The 19279-nt window shown below is 42.1% G+C and carries 20 protein-coding genes and 1 pseudogene; 13 read left to right on the forward strand and 8 right to left on the reverse strand.

Annotated features, from left to right (window positions below; translation table 11 throughout):
- The 3 genes from rpe (at nt 1) to ACFGVR_RS19050 (ending at nt 2956) form a co-directional block, all read left to right on the forward strand.
- On the forward strand, nt 1-651 hold the full coding sequence (gene rpe / locus ACFGVR_RS19040; protein WP_448699020.1) for a ribulose-phosphate 3-epimerase: 651 nt from the start codon (nt 1-3) through the stop codon (nt 649-651).
- A 216-nt stretch (nt 652-867) separates the two neighbouring features.
- Nucleotides 868-1935, forward strand: a complete 1068-nt coding sequence (gene serC / locus ACFGVR_RS19045) for a 3-phosphoserine/phosphohydroxythreonine transaminase (RefSeq protein WP_448699021.1) — start codon at nt 868-870, stop codon at nt 1933-1935.
- A gap of 73 nt (nt 1936-2008) precedes the next feature.
- Nucleotides 2009-2956: a D-2-hydroxyacid dehydrogenase gene (locus tag ACFGVR_RS19050; protein WP_448699023.1), complete on the forward strand. Its 948-nt coding sequence runs from the start codon at nt 2009-2011 to the stop codon at nt 2954-2956.
- A 65-nt stretch (nt 2957-3021) separates the two neighbouring features.
- On the opposite strand, the gene ACFGVR_RS19055 is transcribed toward ACFGVR_RS19050, so the two are convergent.
- The 3 genes from ACFGVR_RS19055 to ACFGVR_RS19065 form a co-directional block, all read right to left on the reverse strand.
- Entirely contained in the window at nt 3022-3693 is a 672-nt protein-coding gene (locus tag ACFGVR_RS19055; protein ID WP_448699025.1) for a hypothetical protein, read from the reverse strand.
- 87 nt (nt 3694-3780) lie between these two features.
- Nucleotides 3781-4281, reverse strand: coding sequence for a hypothetical protein (locus ACFGVR_RS19060; RefSeq protein WP_448699027.1), 501 nt, complete (start codon nt 4279-4281; stop codon nt 3781-3783).
- 98 nt (nt 4282-4379) lie between these two features.
- A complete protein-coding gene (locus tag ACFGVR_RS19065; protein WP_448699028.1) occupies nt 4380-5771 on the reverse strand; it encodes an MBL fold metallo-hydrolase RNA specificity domain-containing protein in 1392 nt (463 codons plus the stop codon).
- A gap of 64 nt (nt 5772-5835) precedes the next feature.
- Between ACFGVR_RS19065 and ACFGVR_RS19070 the strand changes: the two are divergent.
- A pseudogene (locus tag ACFGVR_RS19070) lies at nt 5836-5931 on the forward strand (KxYKxGKxW signal peptide domain-containing protein); the annotation flags it as partial.
- A 46-nt stretch (nt 5932-5977) separates the two neighbouring features.
- Here ACFGVR_RS19070 and ACFGVR_RS19075 read toward each other — a convergent pair.
- The 3 genes from ACFGVR_RS19075 to ACFGVR_RS19085 form a co-directional block, all read right to left on the reverse strand.
- Nucleotides 5978-7807, reverse strand: a complete 1830-nt coding sequence (locus ACFGVR_RS19075; protein ID WP_448699030.1) for an ABC transporter ATP-binding protein — start codon at nt 7805-7807, stop codon at nt 5978-5980.
- 41 nt (nt 7808-7848) lie between these two features.
- Nucleotides 7849-8370 carry a hypothetical protein gene (locus ACFGVR_RS19080; protein WP_448699032.1) on the reverse strand — a complete coding sequence of 174 codons (522 nt, stop codon included), beginning with the start codon at nt 8368-8370 and terminating at the stop codon, nt 7849-7851.
- Between the two features lie 146 nt (nt 8371-8516).
- Nucleotides 8517-9293 carry an SAM hydrolase/SAM-dependent halogenase family protein gene (locus ACFGVR_RS19085; RefSeq protein ID WP_448699033.1) on the reverse strand — a complete coding sequence of 259 codons (777 nt, stop codon included), beginning with the start codon at nt 9291-9293 and terminating at the stop codon, nt 8517-8519.
- A gap of 192 nt (nt 9294-9485) precedes the next feature.
- On the opposite strand from ACFGVR_RS19085, the gene ACFGVR_RS19090 reads away from it, so the two are divergent.
- The 5 genes from ACFGVR_RS19090 (at nt 9486) to ACFGVR_RS19110 (ending at nt 13311) form a co-directional block, all read left to right on the forward strand.
- Entirely contained in the window at nt 9486-10445 is a 960-nt protein-coding gene (locus ACFGVR_RS19090; RefSeq protein ID WP_448699034.1) for a PhoH family protein, read from the forward strand.
- 73 nt (nt 10446-10518) lie between these two features.
- Nucleotides 10519-11463 carry a phosphoribosylaminoimidazolesuccinocarboxamide synthase gene (locus tag ACFGVR_RS19095; protein ID WP_448699036.1) on the forward strand — a complete coding sequence of 315 codons (945 nt, stop codon included), beginning with the start codon at nt 10519-10521 and terminating at the stop codon, nt 11461-11463.
- Between the two features lie 61 nt (nt 11464-11524).
- On the forward strand, nt 11525-11902 hold the full coding sequence (locus tag ACFGVR_RS19100) for an STAS domain-containing protein (protein ID WP_448699037.1): 378 nt from the start codon (nt 11525-11527) through the stop codon (nt 11900-11902).
- Between the two features lie 24 nt (nt 11903-11926).
- Complete coding sequence (locus ACFGVR_RS19105; RefSeq protein ID WP_448699039.1) at nt 11927-12844, forward strand: ribonuclease Z; 918 nt, start codon at nt 11927-11929, stop codon at nt 12842-12844.
- Nucleotides 12844-13311, forward strand: a complete 468-nt coding sequence (locus ACFGVR_RS19110) for a CYTH domain-containing protein (protein WP_448699041.1) — start codon at nt 12844-12846, stop codon at nt 13309-13311. The genes ACFGVR_RS19105 and ACFGVR_RS19110 overlap by 1 nt, the downstream gene beginning before the upstream one ends.
- Here ACFGVR_RS19110 and ACFGVR_RS19115 read toward each other — a convergent pair.
- Complete coding sequence (locus tag ACFGVR_RS19115; RefSeq protein WP_448699042.1) at nt 13296-13967, reverse strand: phosphatase PAP2 family protein; 672 nt, start codon at nt 13965-13967, stop codon at nt 13296-13298. The two genes, ACFGVR_RS19110 and ACFGVR_RS19115, sit on opposite strands and share 16 nt — an antisense overlap.
- A gap of 467 nt (nt 13968-14434) precedes the next feature.
- Between ACFGVR_RS19115 and ACFGVR_RS19120 the strand changes: the two genes are divergently transcribed.
- The 4 genes from ACFGVR_RS19120 to ACFGVR_RS19135 all read left to right on the forward strand — a co-directional run bounded on the left by ACFGVR_RS19120 (nt 14435) and on the right by ACFGVR_RS19135 (nt 18938).
- Nucleotides 14435-15451 carry a glutamine synthetase beta-grasp domain-containing protein gene (locus tag ACFGVR_RS19120; protein ID WP_448699044.1) on the forward strand — a complete coding sequence of 339 codons (1017 nt, stop codon included), beginning with the start codon at nt 14435-14437 and terminating at the stop codon, nt 15449-15451.
- Between the two features lie 153 nt (nt 15452-15604).
- Nucleotides 15605-16963, forward strand: a complete 1359-nt coding sequence (locus tag ACFGVR_RS19125) for a glutamine synthetase family protein (RefSeq protein ID WP_448699046.1) — start codon at nt 15605-15607, stop codon at nt 16961-16963.
- A gap of 79 nt (nt 16964-17042) precedes the next feature.
- Complete coding sequence (locus ACFGVR_RS19130; RefSeq protein ID WP_448699048.1) at nt 17043-18080, forward strand: hypothetical protein; 1038 nt, start codon at nt 17043-17045, stop codon at nt 18078-18080.
- A 9-nt stretch (nt 18081-18089) separates the two neighbouring features.
- Entirely contained in the window at nt 18090-18938 is an 849-nt protein-coding gene (locus ACFGVR_RS19135; RefSeq protein WP_448699050.1) for a TIGR01459 family HAD-type hydrolase, read from the forward strand.
- A 3-nt stretch (nt 18939-18941) separates the two neighbouring features.
- Here ACFGVR_RS19135 and ACFGVR_RS19140 read toward each other — a convergent pair whose 3' ends face one another.
- Nucleotides 18942-19154 carry a hypothetical protein gene (locus ACFGVR_RS19140; RefSeq protein ID WP_448699052.1) on the reverse strand — a complete coding sequence of 71 codons (213 nt, stop codon included), beginning with the start codon at nt 19152-19154 and terminating at the stop codon, nt 18942-18944.
- Between the last annotated feature and the right edge of the window lie 125 nt (nt 19155-19279).

The following is a 19279-nucleotide window of genomic DNA, read 5'->3' on the forward strand; positions in this document are numbered from 1 at the left end:
ATGAGTCACCTGCTTTCTCCTTCAATTTTGACCGCCAATTTTGCCAACCTGCAACAAGAGATCGATATGCTGAACAGCAGCAATGCCGACTGGATACATGTTGACGTGATGGACGGCATGTTTGTACATAATATCTCATTCGGCTTTCCGGTTATCAAATCCATAAAACAATACGCACAAAAGCCGCTTGATGTTCACCTGATGATCGTTGATCCGGACAGGTACATTGAAGACTTTAAAAATGCTGGTGCCGATGGTATTACGGTTCATTACGAAGCCTGCACTCATTTAAACCGTACTATAAACCGCATTAAGGAATTGGGCTGCAGGGCAGGGGTGGCCATTAACCCGCATACTCCAGTTGCTTTATTGACCGATATTATTGCCGATGTTGATATGGTATTAGTGATGTCGGTAAACCCCGGATTCGGAGCGCAAAAATTCATTCCCAACACCTATAAAAAGATCCGCGAAGTTAAGGCGCTAAGCAGCCAGAGTAATCCTGATCTGTATATCGAAATTGATGGCGGTGTTGATCAATCTAACGCTGCAGAATTGGTAAAGGCAGGGGCGAATGTATTAGTAGCCGGTAACGCCGTATTTTCAGCCAAAGATCCCGTTGGCATGATCTCGCATCTCAAACAAGTATGAGCCTTAGGGCGATCATCTGCTTTATGTAAAAACCTGTGATTTTTTTTTAATATTACTGATAATACAATTCCAAATTACATAACTTAGCGGCGAAAATATTAACATCTTAATAACAATTATAGTAACTTTTTTTTAAATACATAATATATAAAATCTATAGTCTAAAAGGTATAAAAATAAAGGTGATACCTCAATCACCCTATAATTAACACAAACATGAAACATAATTTTGGCGCCGGACCTGGCATTTTACCTCACGAAGTATTAAAACAAGCGGCTGAGGGTGTAGTTGATTTAAATGGAATTGGACTATCAATTTTAGAGATATCGCACCGATCGACTGAGTTTGAAGCTATCTTGAATGAGGCTGTTAGTTTGGTAAAAGAGCTGTTTAATGTGCCGGCCGGATACTCTGTTTTATTTTTGCAGGGAGGCGCCAGCACCCAGTTTGCCATGGTACCTTACAACCTGTTGCCATCAACGGGCAAAGCTGCTTATTTAGACAGCGGGGTATGGGCAAGCAAGGCTATCAAGGAAGCTAAATTCTTCGGCGACTCTGTTGTAGTTGCTACCGGTAAAGAAAACAATTACAAAAGCATCCCAGCTGATTACGAAATACCTGCCGATGCAGCATATTTCCACATCACATCAAACAACACCATTTATGGTACCCAATTGCAGCAATTTCCAAAATCGCCCGTACCGCTTATCTGCGATATGTCGTCGGACATATTTAGCCGTAAAGTTGATGTTGCCGATTTTGGTTTGATCTATGCAGGTGCGCAAAAAAACATGGGCCCTGCAGGTACAACACTGGTAATTGTTAAGGACGAGATTTTAGGTAAGGTTGACCGTAAAATACCGGCCATGTTCAACTATCAAACTCAAATTGAAGGCGGCTCGATGTACAATACGCCTCCATGCTTTGCCATTTACGTATCGATGTTAACCCTGCGCTGGTTAAAGGCTAAAGGAGGTGTGGCTGCGATAGAAAAAGAAAACGATGCTAAGGCTGCTGCTTTGTATGCCGAAATAGATCGCAACCCATTCTTTAAAGGAGTATGTGTGCCTGCAGACCGTTCAAAAATGAATGTATGTTTCTTGACTGAAAATCCCGAGCACGAAAAACCATTTTTAAAGCTTTGCGATGAAAGAGATATCGTAGGTGTAAAAGGTCACCGTAGCGCAGGTGGTTTCAGGGCATCAATCTACAATGCGTTGCCAATAACAAGTGTATATGCATTGATCGATGTAATGCAGGAATTTGCAGAGAAGAATAAATAATTTAGTTATTGGATTACTGAGCCAACACAACTCAATAACTTAATAACCAATAATATAATAACTAATTAAGAAAATGAAAATATTAGCTAATGACGGTATCGACCCTGCAGGTAAAGCCCTTTTGGAAGCTGCCGGTTTTACAATTGATACTGTAAATATACCTCAGGAAGAATTACCTGCACGTTTAAACGAATACGATGCCATTACTGTACGCAGCGCAACTAAAGTGCGTAAAGCGCTGATAGATGCCTGCCCTAATATCAAACTGATAGGCAGGGGTGGTGTAGGTGTTGATAATATTGATGTTAACTATGCCAAAGAAAAAGGTGTAGCGGTATTCAATACGCCGGCATCATCATCACTATCTGTTGCCGAATTGGTATTTGGTCACTTATTTACCGGCGTGCGCTTTTTGCATGATAGTAACCGTAAAATGCCGGTTGAAGGCGGCACCAAATTTAACGACCTGAAAAAAGCTTATGCTAAAGGCATTGAGCTTGGCGGTAAAACCATTGGTATTTTAGGCTTTGGCCGTATCGGTCGCGAGGTTGCCAAAATGGCGATAGGCCTGGGTATGGATGTTTTGGCATTTGATGTTTATGATTTTAACCCGGAAGTTGAGCTAACCCTTGGCGGCGGCATAAAAGTTAAAGCATCGGTAAAAAGAGCAACTAAAGAAGAGATCATCAAATCAGCCGACTTTATCACCCTGCATACACCGTTTATCGACAAACCTATTTTAGGTGCCGAAGAATTTGCTGAAATGAAAAAAGGCGTAGCTATAGTAAACTGCTCACGCGGTGGCTTGATCGATGAGTTAGCTTTGGTGGACGCTTTGGACAGTGGCAAAGTTAGCTTTGCCGGTTTAGATGTTTATGATAACGAACCAACGCCACGCCAGGAAATATTAACACATCCTAAAATATCGTTAACACCGCACATCGGCGCTGCAACCAACGAAGCCCAGGAACGTATCGGTGTTGAACTCGCCAACCTGATTATCGGATACTTTAAAAAGTAAACTAAGCAGGTCTTAAATAAAAAACACCCCAATAAACTTGGGGTGTTTTTTATTTAAGTTATTTTTTATTGTGAGATGTTAAAAGAACCAACTACCCGTACTGAATCTGAACTGTGGGCACCGATTCCGCTTGCATCTTGCAAATAGCCACTAAATGTCCCTGTAACTGTGTTTGCGGTCTGTGAAATTACAACTACTTTATCATTGTGGCTGCTGGTCAGGTAAGTTTTTTGATCGTTCCCCATGCTTAACGAAAGATTTATAGTCAAATTGATGTGACTAAAAGAACCAGGTGTTAAAGACTGGTAATCAATTTCGAAATCATTGTAACCTATAGAAGCTTTTGCGCCGAAAGTTACTTGAGTGCTATTGAAAGGAGCCCCTAACGTATTATAGCTTGTATTAAAAAACTTAGCGGGCCATGTATATGTCGTGTCATTGTTTATACGAAATATTACGGTATTTGCAGGCCCTACGGCAACAGGGCCTGAGCCGCCGCCGGCTGCCACTCCATTACCTCCCCAACTGGTGTTGCCAACTCCGGTTCCATCGTTAGAACCCGAACCACCGCTACCACCGGTACCTCCGGTCCCCCCGGTAGAACCGGTGCCTCCGGTTGTTTTAGCGGCAACACCCGTTGCATGACCAGGTATTTTTTCACATGAACTGAGAATTGTGCTGCACAGAAACAGACACAGGACACAATAGATCAAACTTAAGGGTACTTGTTTTTTCATACGTATTCCAACAGCTAAATTATTAGCTATAAATATAGTATAAATAAACAACACGAAAAAAGAAAGATCTTTAAGTAGTTGCCAAAGTTACTGTTGAATATTAAAGGTCCCTGTTACCGTAACCAAATTATTCGAGGTGTCAGGTACGCTTGTCGTAAAACTGCCGGTAAGCAAACCACCATATACATTAAAGCTATCAACCGTTACTGTGCCTGTGTTGGTACTGCTTGTAGTACGTTTACCATTAGTTATTGGTACTGTAAAAGATACCGAAGCTACCGGGTAAGAACCGGCCGCGTTAGCCTTAAATGACAATATCATTGACAGGTTTTTTTGCGCATTTTTAGCGGTAATTGTGGTCACCGGCACAGTTGTGGTATTAAACGAGACCGTATCTAAACTTACCGTTGATAAAATATGTGTGCTATTATCGATAAAAAAAGAAACATTGCCCTGCTTTGTAATAGGTGTTTTAGTGGTAGATATGGTATGCCCGGCTATCTTTTCGCACGAAGCAAATAAAACAGATAAACCTGCCAATACCAGCAGTGCTAATATGTTAAGCCTTAAAGTAGAATGTCTTTTCATGATATGATAGCGTAAAATACCTTTTTATATGATTACGATATAAACGAAAATTGGTTGCGCTTATTATAAATTTAAATGACCTATAAGGTTTCAGATAATTATAATTCGTAGGCAATATCCCTGTTGGGTATAGTAACGGTATAACCTTCCGCTGTCAGTTCATCGGCCATAGCTTCCATGCTTTCAGTTTCACCGTGTACAAGGTATACGTTTTTTAGGCGCTCTTTGTTTTGCTGCTTTACAGTATTTATCAGATCGGCATGATCGCCGTGCGCGCTAAACAGGTCCGTTTTTTTGATGGTGGCATAAACGGCCAGGTCGCGATCGCGTATGTGTACAATAGGATCGCCGCGTAAAAGCCTGTGTCCCAGTGTTCCTTTGGCGCAATAACCAATAAACAGAATGGTGCAATAGTAGTTCTGGATATTATAATACAGGTGATCTTGTATCCGTCCACCCTCCAGCATCCCGGCCGAAGAAATAATGATACAAGGTTCAAAATAATTCGAAACCTGGCGGCTATCCCTCAAATTCTCAACATAGGTCAGGTTATCAAATTCAAATTCATCGCCTTGGCGGTTATAAAAATCCTGGGCTTCTTCGTTTAGCAAGGTATGATATTTCCTGAAAACGCCGGTTGATATATTAGCCAGCGGACTGTCAACAAATACTTTAACAGGTGGGAGCAACCCCTGGCTGAATATCTTATTCAACGAAAATACCAACGCCTGGGTGCGCCCGATACTGAATGCCGGGATGATCAGTCTGCCTTGCTCTTTGATACACGCTTTTTCAATGGTTTCAACAAGCGTTTCTTCTATCGTTTTGTCTTTGGTGTGATGGCGGCCGCCGTAGGTAGATTCGGATACCAGGTAATCAACCTGCGGTATATCCTGCGGGTCGTTCAGCACCGGGTAATTTTTACGGCCGATATCTCCTGTAAAGGCAATGCTTTTTTCTATGCCATCGTCGTTTACTTTGAGTACAACAGCTGCCGCGCCCAGCAAATGCCCCACAGGTATAAAGGTTAGCTCTATATCACCATTAATGCGGAACGGGCGGTTAAAGCCTATCGTAATAAAACGGTCAATCGTGTCCATTACGTGCTTTTGCAGGTATAAAGGTTGCCTGCCGCTGCCGGGCCTTTTGCGGTTATGCTTACGCGATTTTTCTTCTTTCCGCAAAAAGATATTAACCGAATCCAACAGGAGCAATTCCGTCAGATCGGCGGTAGGCGGGGTGCATAATATCTGTCCGTTAAATCCCATCCGCACCAGCGTAGGTAAATTACCCGAGTGATCAATATGCGCGTGGGTCAAAATAACCACATCAATCTCTTCGGGCCTGAACGGAAAGTTTTCGTTCAGTTGTATATGATGGTCTTTTTCGTAATCAAGGCCGCAATCTATCAATATTTTAAATCGGCCTATCTCTAAAAGGTGCATGCTCCCGGTAACCTGTTGCGCCGCACCGTGTATGGTTAATTTCATTAATTCCTTTTGGTTCTTAATCGCTTAGCGCGATTATATTTTTTGTAAATACCCTTACTAATACGTAGGTAAAAGGTGGGTATTTGTCGGTATTTTTCAGTTTACTTTCGCTATTTTGTTATCAAAATCGCAATTTCTGCTTACTACAATTTACCATTAACTTCTCCACTAAATATACAAAAAATAATTGGCTGTTACAACACCCGTCAGGCGCCTACCTCAAATTGCAAACTGCTCAGGTAACGGTACAGGCCGCTTTCGTTTTGCAGCAACTCATCGTGATTACCGCTTTCAACAATAACGCCTTTTTCTAATACAATGATCTTATCCGCCTCGCGGATGGTTGATAAACGGTGAGCAATAATGATCGATGTCCGGTTTTTCATCAGTTCTTCCAAAGCTTCCTGCACCAAACGTTCCGATTCCGAATCCAGCGACGATGTTGCTTCATCCAGTATCAGTATCGAAGGGTTTTTCAACAGTGCCCTCGCAATGGCTATCCGCTGCCTTTGTCCGCCCGAAAGCTTTACGCCGCGTTCGCCCACAACGGTATCAAACCCTTCGGGGAAACCGGTTATAAAGTCAAAAGCATTGGCACGTTTGGCTGCCTGTAAAATCTCCTCTTCGCCGGCGGTTAGTTTACCGTAAGCTATATTTTCGCGAATGGTTCCGCCAAACAGCATTACATCCTGCGGTACAATGGCAACTTGTTTCCGGATATCGGTTAACGAATATGCCGAAGCCGGCTTGCCGTCAAACAGCAGTTCACCCTTTTGAGGATGGTAAAACTGCAGGATCAGTGCGGCCGTTGTTGATTTACCCGATCCGCTCGGTCCAACAATAGCCACCTTTTGCCCGGCGCTTGCTTCAAAAGAAACACCTTTCAATACTTCGATCTCCGGCCGGGAAGGGTAGTGGAACTCTACATTGTTAAAGCTCAAATTGCCTTCAATTTTTTGTTTAACATAGTTTTCTTTTTCGATGATGTTGATGTCCTCGCCTTTATCGTTTAGTATTTCGATCACACGCTCGCTGGCGCCTACTGCCTTTTGCACATTGGCGTATTGTTCGGGCAAACTCCCTAACGATGCCGACACCATAATGGCATACAACACAAACTCCGTCAGTTCGCCTACATTTAAACTATGCGACTGAACCAAATTTGCGCCAAACCAAATAACACCTACAATAACACCAAATCCACAGAATACGATAAACGACGCAAATAAGCCTCTAAATTTAGCGCCTTTAATACCCAGCCGGGCAACCTCGCGGATACTTTTATCATACCGGCCCGCCTCAAATGCCTCGTTAACAAAAGCTTTCACACTGGCTATACCTTGCAGTGTTTCTTCAACTATAGTGTTCGATTCGGCTAACTGATCTTGTGCCTGTCGCGATACTTTGCGTACAAAGCGGCCAAAAAATATAGCAGAAGGGATAACTATAGGCAATAAGATCAATAAAACCAGTGCCAGCTTTGCCGATACGATAGCCATCATCACAACACCGCCTACCATTAAAATAACCTGGCGAATGATCTCGGCAAAAGTCGTAGTTAAGGTATCTTGTATTTGCGACAGATCAGCTGATATGCGGCTATTCAACTCTCCAACCCGGCGGTTGGAAAAGAAATTCATCGGCAGCGTGATCAGTTTAAAATAGGTATCTCGACGAATATCAGCCAAAGCATTTTCGGCTATCCGTACAAACCAGGTTACTCTAAAAAAAGACACGAATGCCTGCGCAAACAAAATTGCAAAGGCAATAAGTCCTATTTCATTCAAATTAGTAGGTAGTATTCCCTTTTTCAGATCACCCCTTGCTACATCAATAATACTGCCCAGTAATTTTGGAAACGCCAAACCGGTTAAACTGGATAGGATCAAAAAAAACAGCGCGCCGGCAAACCTAAACCGATATGGCCTTAAGTACGAAAAGAGCTTTGATATGTTTTGTAAACTCTGCTTGTTTATTTTTGCTTTAGGTAATTCCTGTTCTGTTGCGTTGCCGCTATTGAGTCGTCCTCTGGCCATGAGTGCTATTTTTCAAGTGTGTTCGGTAGCAAAAGTACGGCTCAGTTTGTGTTTATCGTCCTCCTTTTACGGGTTAACAAAAAAACTGACAATAGGATGAGCAGTAAGATCACTACAATATGCATGGTTTGACGCTGCTCGAACTCTTTTGTTACCCTAACTTGTTCAGCTTGTAGTTTCGCATTCTCATCGCGCAGCTTATTGATAGTATTCATATAAGCAAGAGCATGGCTTTCAGATTCTTCAGATTTACCCGCAACCTGTGTTTGCTGAAAAGTGCGGTACTCCAGTAATATTTTCAATTCCCGGAAAATATCATCATCCGTTTGAACGATCTCCATCAATATCTCGTTCGACCGCTTGATATCTTTTTTGGTTTGCAAACCAAATATGCCGGTGTGTTTGTCAAGGCTTTCGGTATACTGACTAAACTTTTGGCGCCTTACCTCAAGCATCTCGTTTATTTTATCACGCTGGTGCTGATAAACCAGTGAGTCTGTATTAACGGCAAAACATTTAGTGGCTGAGATAATAATTATAAAGGCAAGGAGAATTTTCTTCATAATGCTAATACAGCAGAAGCAGAAATTTGTTTAACCTGGACCCGCGTTAGTATTGAGCAAGGATAAAGGAGCAAAGAATAAGGACGTTTGCTAAGTAGTCTATTTCGAAAAAGAACCAAAATCCTTGTTCCTTGCTCCAAACAGATCTATTGAAAATCAATGATCACGCTATCGCCCAATCCCAGCCCCAGCAAACCACTGGCATTGCCTTTGTTGATCGCTATCTCCAAATGATCGCTGATGCCAAACATGCAAAGTTTTTCGCCCTCGGGTACTTCGTTGTAGTGCCAGCTTAAATGCGTAATGGTTTCGTTTCGTTTAAAGTACAGCACAAAACGGCGGCCGTTTTGTATGCCGTTAAAAAACTCTTTGGTGATATTGGTGATCACGTTCTGGAACGAGTCGATATAAATAACGCTGCCTTTGATCGTGTTTTTTTCAACAACCGGCTGCAGGTTCATTTTCTTTTCAATGCCCGTTACCGGGATGCCTATTTCGCTCAGCGGTGAGCCTTCGGCCAGTCTAACCGCGGCCTTAACAAAGATATCGGCCAGCGGAAAATGCAGAAATTTAAGATCCTGCATAATGTTGATCTCTACCATTTCTTCGGCTTCGCGATCAAACATCAGCGAGAATATCCCATTATCGGCACCAACAAAAAAATGATTTTTATACCTGACAGCCAGGTACTTGGTACCGTCGTTATAAACCGTATCGATCCCTATCAGGTGAACGGTATTGTCAGGAAAATAGTGAAAACTATTTTTTAAAATAAACGCTGCTTGTTGTACATTAAAGGCCGAAACAGAGTGGGTAATATCAACAATGGTAACACCCGGTATTAACTTTAAGATACTACCTTTAAGGGCAGCCTGATAAATATCCTTATCGCCCAGGTCAGTAGTTAAAGTTATAATCGCCATTAAAATTTTTAAATATTATTGCTAATCTTGTGAACGCTTAAATCAATTGCAAATATTCAATTTTTAATCCAATAAAACCACCATGAGCCACCTCTTGCAAATTGAAACGTAAAAAAAATGGCTTATGGCAGCTTCATTGCCGTTAAAACAAAGTACATTACAAAAAAAACCAGCATCTAAAAAATATACCGCTTGAACGAATTAAAAACAACCATTGAGCAAATTAACCCCGCAGTACTATGGGGGCCTAATAATGATCATTTTGAGATCATTAAAAAACAATTTCCAAAATTAAAAATTGTTGCGCGCGGCAGCGAAATTAAGGTTTTGGGTGACGATGCTGAATTGAACCATTTTCAGGATAAATTGACACGTATTATTCAGCATATCGAAAAGTACGAAAGCATTACCACGATAGAACTGGGACAGATACTCGGATCAAAGATACAGGATACCCCGGCACCCGACGCCGGTGCCGATAAGTCAACAACCGGCGAAGTGCTCGTTTTTGGCCCTAACGGTATTATGGTTAAGGCGCGTACAGCCAACCAGCGCCGTATGGTTACCGGTATTGGCACGAGCGATATTTTGTTTGCTATTGGCCCTGCAGGTACAGGTAAAACCTATACTGCGGTTGCGCTGGCCGTTCGCGCGTTAAAAAACAAAGAGATCAAACGCATTATCCTAACCCGCCCGGCCGTTGAGGCAGGGGAGAACCTGGGCTTTTTGCCAGGCGATTTAAAAGAAAAGATCGACCCGTACCTGCGCCCGCTGTACGATGCGCTTGATGATATGATCCCGGCCGATAAACTGAAAGTTTATCTGGAGAACCGTACCATTGAGATAGCCCCGCTGGCATTTATGCGCGGCCGTACCCTGGATAATTGCTTTGTAATTTTGGATGAGGCACAAAACGCCACCGATATGCAGCTAAAGATGTTTTTAACCCGTATGGGGCCGTCGGCTAAATTTATCGTTACCGGCGACGTTACCCAGATCGACTTGCCCAAAAAGCAACAATCGGGGTTACATACCGCGCTGCGCATTTTAACCGATATAAAAGGTATCGATATTATTTACCTTACCGGCGAAGACGTGGTGCGCCACAAACTGGTACGTAAGATTTTGGAAGCCTACGGGGATATACAATAGAGATATGCGTACAGCGTATTGCGTAGTGCGATCTTTATCTCAATACGCAATACGCACATCTCAATACTAAAACATGAATGCTATAAAAGAAACACATTTTACCCTCCCAAACCAAACCAGCTTTTATAAAGGCAAGGTAAGGGATGTATATACTATTAATAACCAATACCTGGCCATGGTGGTTACCGATCGCATTTCTGCGTTCGATGTGGTATTACCCGAGCCTATTCCGTACAAAGGACAGGTATTAAACCAGATAGCCGCTAACTTTTTAAAGGCTACAGCCGATATTGTACCCAACTGGGTTATTACCGTGCCCGATGCCAACGTAACCATTGGCCGCATTTGCGAACCGTTTAAGGTTGAAATGGTGATACGCGGTTATCTTGCCGGCCATGCGGCACGCGAGTATAAATTAGGTAAGCGTACCGTTTGCGGCGTTGCTTTACCCGATGGTTTGAACGAGAACGATAAGTTACCCGAGCCGATCATTACCCCAACTACCAAAGCATCTGTTGGGCACGATGAGGATATTTCACGCGAAGATATTTTGGCAAAAGGCATCTTAAGTGAAACTGATTACGTACAACTGGAAACTTACACCCGTGCGTTATATCAGCGCGGCACCGAAATGGCCGCCAAACAGGGCTTGATTTTGGTTGATACTAAATATGAATTTGGCAAAGTTGACGGAAAGATATATTTAATAGACGAAATACATACGCCCGATTCATCACGCTATTTTTATAAGGAAGGGTACGAAGAGCGCCAGCAAAAGGGCGAACCTCAGAAGCAGCTTTCGAAAGAATTTGTACGCCAATGGCTAATTGAAAATGGTTTTCAGGGAAAAGAAGGGCAGCAAGTACCCGTAATGACGCCCGAAAAGGTGGCGTCCATATCCGACAGGTATATCGAATTATATGAGCAGATTATCGGCGAAAAGTTTATCAGATCAGAAAACACCAATGTATTACAGCGAGTTGAGCAAAATTTGATCGGGGCATTAAACAAACTTTAATACGATAGTATTATATTTGCAGGAAAAAAAAATCCTATATTTAGACTTTCAATATTTAACGATGAAATTTTCTGTAGATAAACACGAAAAATATGTTTTGGTAAAGTTGAATGAATCCAAGCTGAATTCATTGATCACACCACAACTGAAATCAGAATTCATATTAATGAATACTGAGGGGCAAAGAAATATAGTTTTAGACCTGTCTGCTATAAAATTTGCCGATTCATCTGGTTTAAGCAGTTTATTGGTTGGCCATCGTTTATGTAAAAACTCCGACGGTTCCTTTATTTTAGTAGGATTAAATGATTCGGTTGCCCGCCTGGTAACCATCTCTCAATTAGATAACGTTCTATCTATCGTAAAAACACCTGATGAAGCTATTGATCTCATCTTTATGGAAGAAATAGAAAAAGAGCTCAAAAAAGAAACAAGATAATATTCCATTCGTTTAACCGGACACATGAGGTTTGATGTAACTATCCTGGGCAGCAGTTCGGCAACACCAATTTATAACAGAAATCCAACGGCACAGGCGCTTAATATTAACGAGCGCTTTTACCTGATTGATTGCGGCGAGGGTACGCAACAGCAAATGCTGCGTTTTGACATCAAATCAAGCCGTATCGATTATATCTTCATCAGCCATCTACATGGCGATCATTACCTTGGCCTGGTTGGTTTATTGTCATCGCTCCATTTAAACGGGCGTAAAAAACCGATCACCTTATTCGGCCCGGCAAATTTAAAAGAGATCATCGATCTGCAGTTCCAATACTCAGAAACCGTATTACATTTCGATCTGATTTTTCAGGCCATTGATCCATCGGCCCCGGCTGTTATTTTAGATAACCAGGATATCACCGTCGAAACTATTATTCTTGATCACCGCATAGCCTGTACAGGCTTTTTATTCAGACAAAAAAAACGTCTCCGAAAGATCATTAAAGACAAGGTTGAAGCACTGGATATACCCGTAAGTTATTATCCCTTACTAAAGCGCGGCACAGATTATTTTGCTACCGACGGCTCCGTTTATCCTAATGCCGATCTCACCACAGATGCCGAGGCACCTAAAGCCTACGCTTATTGTTCGGACACCTTATATAACGAGAGTTATTTTAAACAGATAGCCGGCGTTGAATTGCTTTACCACGAAGCTACATTTGCCCATGACATGCTCGACAGGGCAAACGAAACTCACCATACCACAGCCTTACAAGCAGGAGAAGTTGCCAAAACTGTTGGCGCTAAAAAGCTCATCATTGGCCACTTTTCGGCCAGATATAAAACCCTTGGCGAACTGCTCGACGAAGCCCGTTCCGTTTTCCCGGATACAGAGTTGGCCATTGAGGGTAAAACTTTTATCATCGGTCAATAATGGGTGTTGAGATAGAAAGAAAATATCTGGTCGATCTTACTAAGTGGGATTTATTAGAAAAGCCAGATGGTAGCTTTTACAGGCAAGGTTATATGCATAAACAACCCGGTAAAACCATCCGCGTCCGGGTAACCAACCAGGGGAGCTTTCTAACTATCAAGGGTAAATCGCTGGGCGCATCCCGACCAGAATACGAATATGCCATACCTACAGCTGATGCCGAAGAACTGTTAAGGGATTTTTGCGATGAGATCATCACCAAAATGAGATACCGCATTGCACACGCCGGTAAAATATGGGAAGTGGATGTGTTTTCAGGAGATAATGAAGGCCTCGTTACCGCCGAAATTGAACTAACCAGCGAAACCGAAACATTTGAGATCCCGGATTGGATAGGGAAGGACGTTACTGATGATAAGCGTTATTTCAACTCGAACCTTTCTGTGCATCCTTATACAAAATGGTAAGGTACCAGGCAGTAATGAAATAACAAAAAGCCCACCAATCCACCCATAATACTGCCCGCTACTACCTGCATGGGCGTATGTACCTTTAAATACAGCCTTGCCGCACAAACGCCAACTGTTAAAAACAGTATAATATAATATAGCACAACAAAGCTAGGTTCGTGGTAGCGCGATTGCAGATCATAAACTATGGCAAACAGGCCCCAGGCACCGCAGGCATGAGTACTGATCTTCCAGAAAGGCGTGATCAGCGTAAGCCCGATAACCGATACCGATACCGCGATCAGGCTTAAACTTAACGCGTTGGTTGCCCCTTCAGTGTACACTAAAAAAGCACAGATGCCCGCGTAAATAAAGCACGAGAATATCTGCGGAATAACCCTGTCCTGCTGCCGGTGCAGTGTTAAATCAGTAATTATCTTTCGCTTATATAAAATAAACACCACCAGGAACGGTAAAAATGTAGTTGCTAAAAAAATGTAAAAAATGGCCAGTATTTTATCGCTTAAACTAACTATGCGCGTAAGGTGCGGAAAGAAGAATAAAATGATCCAGAAAAGATAAGAAGGAGCAATAAGAGGTATTAATAGTATCGAAACAAAATTGGCTGCAAATTTCTTCATATATCTGATGGGGTGGCCAGGGATCTCATTCATCTGCGCAAACAAAAGTAAAATCAACCGGGCTTACCCAACAAATATAATTCAAATACCGCTTTACCCATAACTTTTTTCATTTGAATGTCAGGCGAATAGTTTGGGCTCTTTGATGTGTTATTGCGTGATAAATTCCATATAATTTATAATTATGTTAATTTTAAGGGTATTAATTGTAGTTAAAATACATTTTACTCAAAAATAAAATACATTTTTTATTAAAATTTTAATTTACAACATTTTTAATCCCAAAATGCAGATGAATTTTAAAATTTTAGTTACAAAAACAAGTTTCTGTCTCTTTTTTCGTTTAAATAGCGCCTTTTTCAAACATTTGTCCTATTAAATAGATTAATTTGATAGAATATTATGAAAAAAAGAAAAATTTTCATTAATTCGTATCGTTTATTGAATATTTCATTATAAAATTCCCATTTTTGAACTAAGCTTTACAAAACAACTAAACAATGGCAACAAAACTCGAGTACATTTGGCTTGATGGCTACAAGCCAACACAAAGCCTTCGTAGCAAAACAAAAATTGAAAAAGATTTCAGCGGTAAATTAGAAGATCTTCCAAACTGGAGCTTCGACGGTTCATCAACCGAGCAAGCACCAGGTGGTTCATCTGATTGTATCCTGAAACCTGTTTTTTTATGCCCTGATCCTCAGCGCAGAGACGCATATTTAGTAATGTGCGAAGTATTGGATTCAAAAGGAAACGCGCACGAATCGAACGGTCGCGCTTTGATCCAGGACGATGACAACGATTTTTGGTTCGGCTTTGAGCAAGAGTACTTTTTGTGGGATCCGGAAACTAACAAACCTCTTGGTTTCCCAGCTAATGGTTACCCAGGTCCGCAAGGCCCTTACTATTGCTCTGTAGGTGCTAACAACGCTTTCGGTCGCGATATCGTTGAAGAGCACTTAGATGCTTGTTTAGATGCAGGCCTGAATGTTGAAGGTATCAATGCCGAAGTTGCCGCTGGCCAATGGGAATTCCAGATCTTTGCTAAAGGCGCTAAAGAAGCTGGTGACCAGATCTGGGTTGCACGTTATTTATTAGAAAGAATAGGCGAAAGCTACGGCGTTGCCATCAACTGGCATTGCAAACCGTTGGGTCAGCTTGACTGGAACGGTTCGGGTATGCACGCTAACTTCTCGAACACTACTTTGAGAACTGCTGGTAGCCAGGATACTTACACCAAAATTTTGGAAGCTTTCCGTCCGAAAGAAGTTGTTGCAGAACATATCGCGGTTTACGGTGCCGATAACGACCAACGTTTGACCGGTAAACACGAAACTGCTTCGATCAACGATTATAGCTATGGCGTATCAGATCGTGGTGCTTCTATTCGTATCCCGTTATACACAGTACAAAAAGGCTGGAGTGGTTATTTAGAAGATCGTCGCCCTAACTCGGCTGCCGATCCGTACAAAGTTGCTGCCGTGATCATCAAAACTGTAAAATCAGCTAAACTGTAATTGCATATTACAACTAAATAGCTTTATAAATGTTAAATCCCCCGGGCGAAAGTTTCGGGGGATTTTTTTTGTGATTTATTTTAATACAGTGCAGTTGAGCAATATTTTGCGGATATTTACCCTACCAAACCAAGGTTTATAAACCGATACAACATGAACAAGGATCAGGTTATTGAATATTTAAAAGAAAAGAGCATAGATAAAATAAAGTTTGCCTTTGCCGATATCGACGGGGTTTTACGAGGCAAAGTGATTCATAAACAAAAGTTTATAGATGGCCTGCAGGATGGTTATGGCTTTTGCGATGTTGCTTTTGGCTGGGATAGCAGCGATACCTGTTACGATAATACTTCACTTACAGGCTGGCATACCGGTTACCCCGACAGGCCCTGCCGCATCGATCTCAACACTTTCCGAACCGTACCATGGGAGGATAATATTCCATTTTTTTTAGGAGATTTCAGCAAAGCCGATGGTAATGATCTGCATACCTGCCCACGCAGTTTATTAAAAAAAGTTATCGTGCAAAGCACAGCAATGGGGTACCATCCCGAATTTGCACAAGAGTTTGAATGGTTCAACTTTCGCGAAACGGCACAAACTTTACAGGACAAAAGCTTTACCAATATACAAACGCTAACACCGGGGATGTTCGGGTATTCCATTCTGCGTACATCACAGCAAAGCCAATACTATTACGATCTGTTTAACCTGCTTAGTCAGTTTGATGTTACTTTGGAAGGCCTGCATACCGAAACCGGTCCGGGGGTTTACGAGGCCGCCATTTTACACGATGAAGTTTTGCGTGCTGCGGATAAAGCCGTACTGTTTAAAACCGCCGTAAAAGAAATTGCCACACGCCACGGTATTATGGCATCATTTATGGCTAAGTGGAACGAAACCTTGCCGGGATGCAGCGGGCATATTCATCAAAGCTTGTGGAGTAACAAAAATGGCAAAAATTTATTTTATGATGCCCGCGATGCACACAATATGAGCGACACCATGAAGCATTACCTGGCTGGCCAGCTGTATTGCCTGCCGCATGTATTGCCGATGTATGCGCCAACTATTAACAGTTACAAACGCCTGGTTGAAGGTGCCTGGGCACCAACCACCGTGACCTGGGGCTTTGATAACCGCACTACTGCGTTAAGGGTGTTGCATCCATCCGAAAAATATACCCGGTTGGAAACACGGATCCCTGGCTCCGACACTAATCCGTACCTTGCCATGGCTGCAGCTTTGGCTTCGGGATTATACGGCATTAAAAATAAGCTTCCGCTTGATATCGCACCAACGGTTGGAAACGGCTATCAGGATACTAAAAACGGCAAGTTACGGCCTAATTTGTACGAGGCCGCTAATGATATGCAGCAATCGGCCATAGCCAAAGAATTATTCGGCGAAGGCTTTGTTGAACACTTTACACAAACACGCCTGTGGGAGTGGAGGCAGTTTGCCAAACACGTCACTGATTGGGAGTTGAAACGCTATTTCGAAATAATATAATTTGATTACACCGATTGTTTTTTGATTACACTGATTAAATCGGCGCAATCACTCTTCTAATCGGTGAAATCCCCATCATATGAATTATAACGCTATTATAAAAAAAGCATGGGCAGGTTTTGATGCCTCAAAAGCCATTCGCAAGATCGAGGATATCAGCGCAATGGTTTCAACAAATCATGTGTTCAGGGTTACTTTTGTTGATGAGGATGTGGTGGTTGCCAAGCTATCAAACTTTGGCAAATACGAGCATTTTAAAGAGGATCACCGCATTATCAATGCCTTATCAACCAATTTGTTATATCCCTTTGAGAACCTGCTTTCGCGCTCATTGCAAAAAAACAATCAGGTTTATACCTACAGGTACAAATGGGGAAAAACTGATGCCTGGGTAGTGTTTTACAATCCCACACGGGTACAATTGCGCTTACCGCGACGCCTCGAAGATCACCACATCCGCAAACTGGCACAGCAGGTGGCCCGTTTTCATAAAGCGTGCTCGCGGGTAAAAAACGTGATCCCAAAATCATCAAAAACGCTTCGTACAGATATCAATGCCTTAAAGGACAAGATCGAAACCAATCCCGAAAAGTTTGGCGATGCTGAAAAATGTGCTATCCTCAAACACCATTGCGAGCTATTTATCAAAAACCGTTTGAAGTGTAACACCAGCAGGTTTGAGATCATCCCCGTATTTATCGACTGGAATATCGGCAACTTTTCGGTAACCAGCAGGATGGAACTCTATTCGCGCTGGGATTACGATTGGTTCAGGATGAGCTACCGTATGCTCGATTTTTATTTTTTCAGCAGGGTAGTATCTGATATCGGCGACCGTACCGTGTTTAGTTACGTGGTTACTACCATGATGGAAGACCGGTTTATACTGTTCCTCGAAGAATACCACAAAATATACCCTTTGCTGGCCGATGAGATCCGCTTCTTAAAAGAAGCCTATCGCTTTTTTATCCTCAACTATGTTATTAAGGATGGTAAATACTTTTTCAATGAGCAGTATGCCGAAAAACTCCAGTCGGAAGCGTTCAAAACATACCTGCCATCCATTGACAGGGACTTTGATCCCGAAAAACTAATAAAAGCCCTCAATTTATCGTAATTTAAACCAATGCAAACCCAAAACTTTAAACAGGTTGTTGACGAATACAAGGTTATATTTTTTGATGCCTTTGGCGTGATCAAAAACTACATGGGCCTGGTTCCGGATATCGAAAAAACGTTTAAATATCTTAACGAGCAAAACAAACCCTATTATATAGTTACCAATGATGCATCACGCAGCCCGGTACAGTTAGCCGAATCCTTTCACCGGATGGGGCTCGATGCTATTCGCTATGATCATATCATCTCATCGGGCATGCTGGCCAAAGAGTATCTTGACCTAAAGGTGCACAATGGTATTGTAGCCTATTTGGGCACAGCTAATTCGGCACACTATATCGAAACTTCGGGTCTGCACACCTTGCCGGTAAGCATGGTTAATGAAAGCAATATCGACCAGGTAAACGCCCTGGTTTTATTGGATGACGAAGGTTTTGATTGGTTCAAGGATCTCAATAAATCCATCAATATACTGCGCCGACGTAATATTCCCACTATAGTGGCCAATACCGATACTGCTTATCCGCTTAATATTAACGATGTTTCGATAGCCATAGGAGGGATAGCCACCATGATGGAAAGTATTGTAGGTAAAAAATTTATTCGTTTTGGTAAACCCGATTCGCAGATGTTTATGTTTGCTTATGACCTGGTGCGCGAGCAAATGCCAATAGGCAAAAAAGATATCCTGATGGTTGGCGATACCCTGCATACCGATATACTGGGTGGTAATAAATTTGGTTTTGATACGGTGCTGGTGTTTACCGGTAATACTTTGCCGCATGATGCCGAAACACGGATAAACTCATCAGGTATAGTGCCCACTTATATTTGCAATACCGCGGTTATAGAGTAGTGGTCAGGACGCTACACGAAGTATTTCTTTTACTTCGATGTCGATGGCAAGTTCGAGCCAGTTATACAATGCGCCACCACATTCGCTGCATTTCATATCGGTTAACAGGGCCACCTCAACAGGTACGTACCTGGGCAAAGCCATATTTCTGTTATAGATAGATATTGTGCACTGCTTGTTAAAGCAATAGCACGCTATGGGCTCTGCAATTTTCATGATGGATACATGGTTTTGGTATTTAAAGACCACAACAACTGTACCATCAATGTACCAATTTGATTATCAGTGGTTAACTATCAACTTATTGTATGTTAATGCAGTCTTGCTGTCTATTATGCCAT

The organism is Mucilaginibacter aureus (assembly GCF_053514885.1).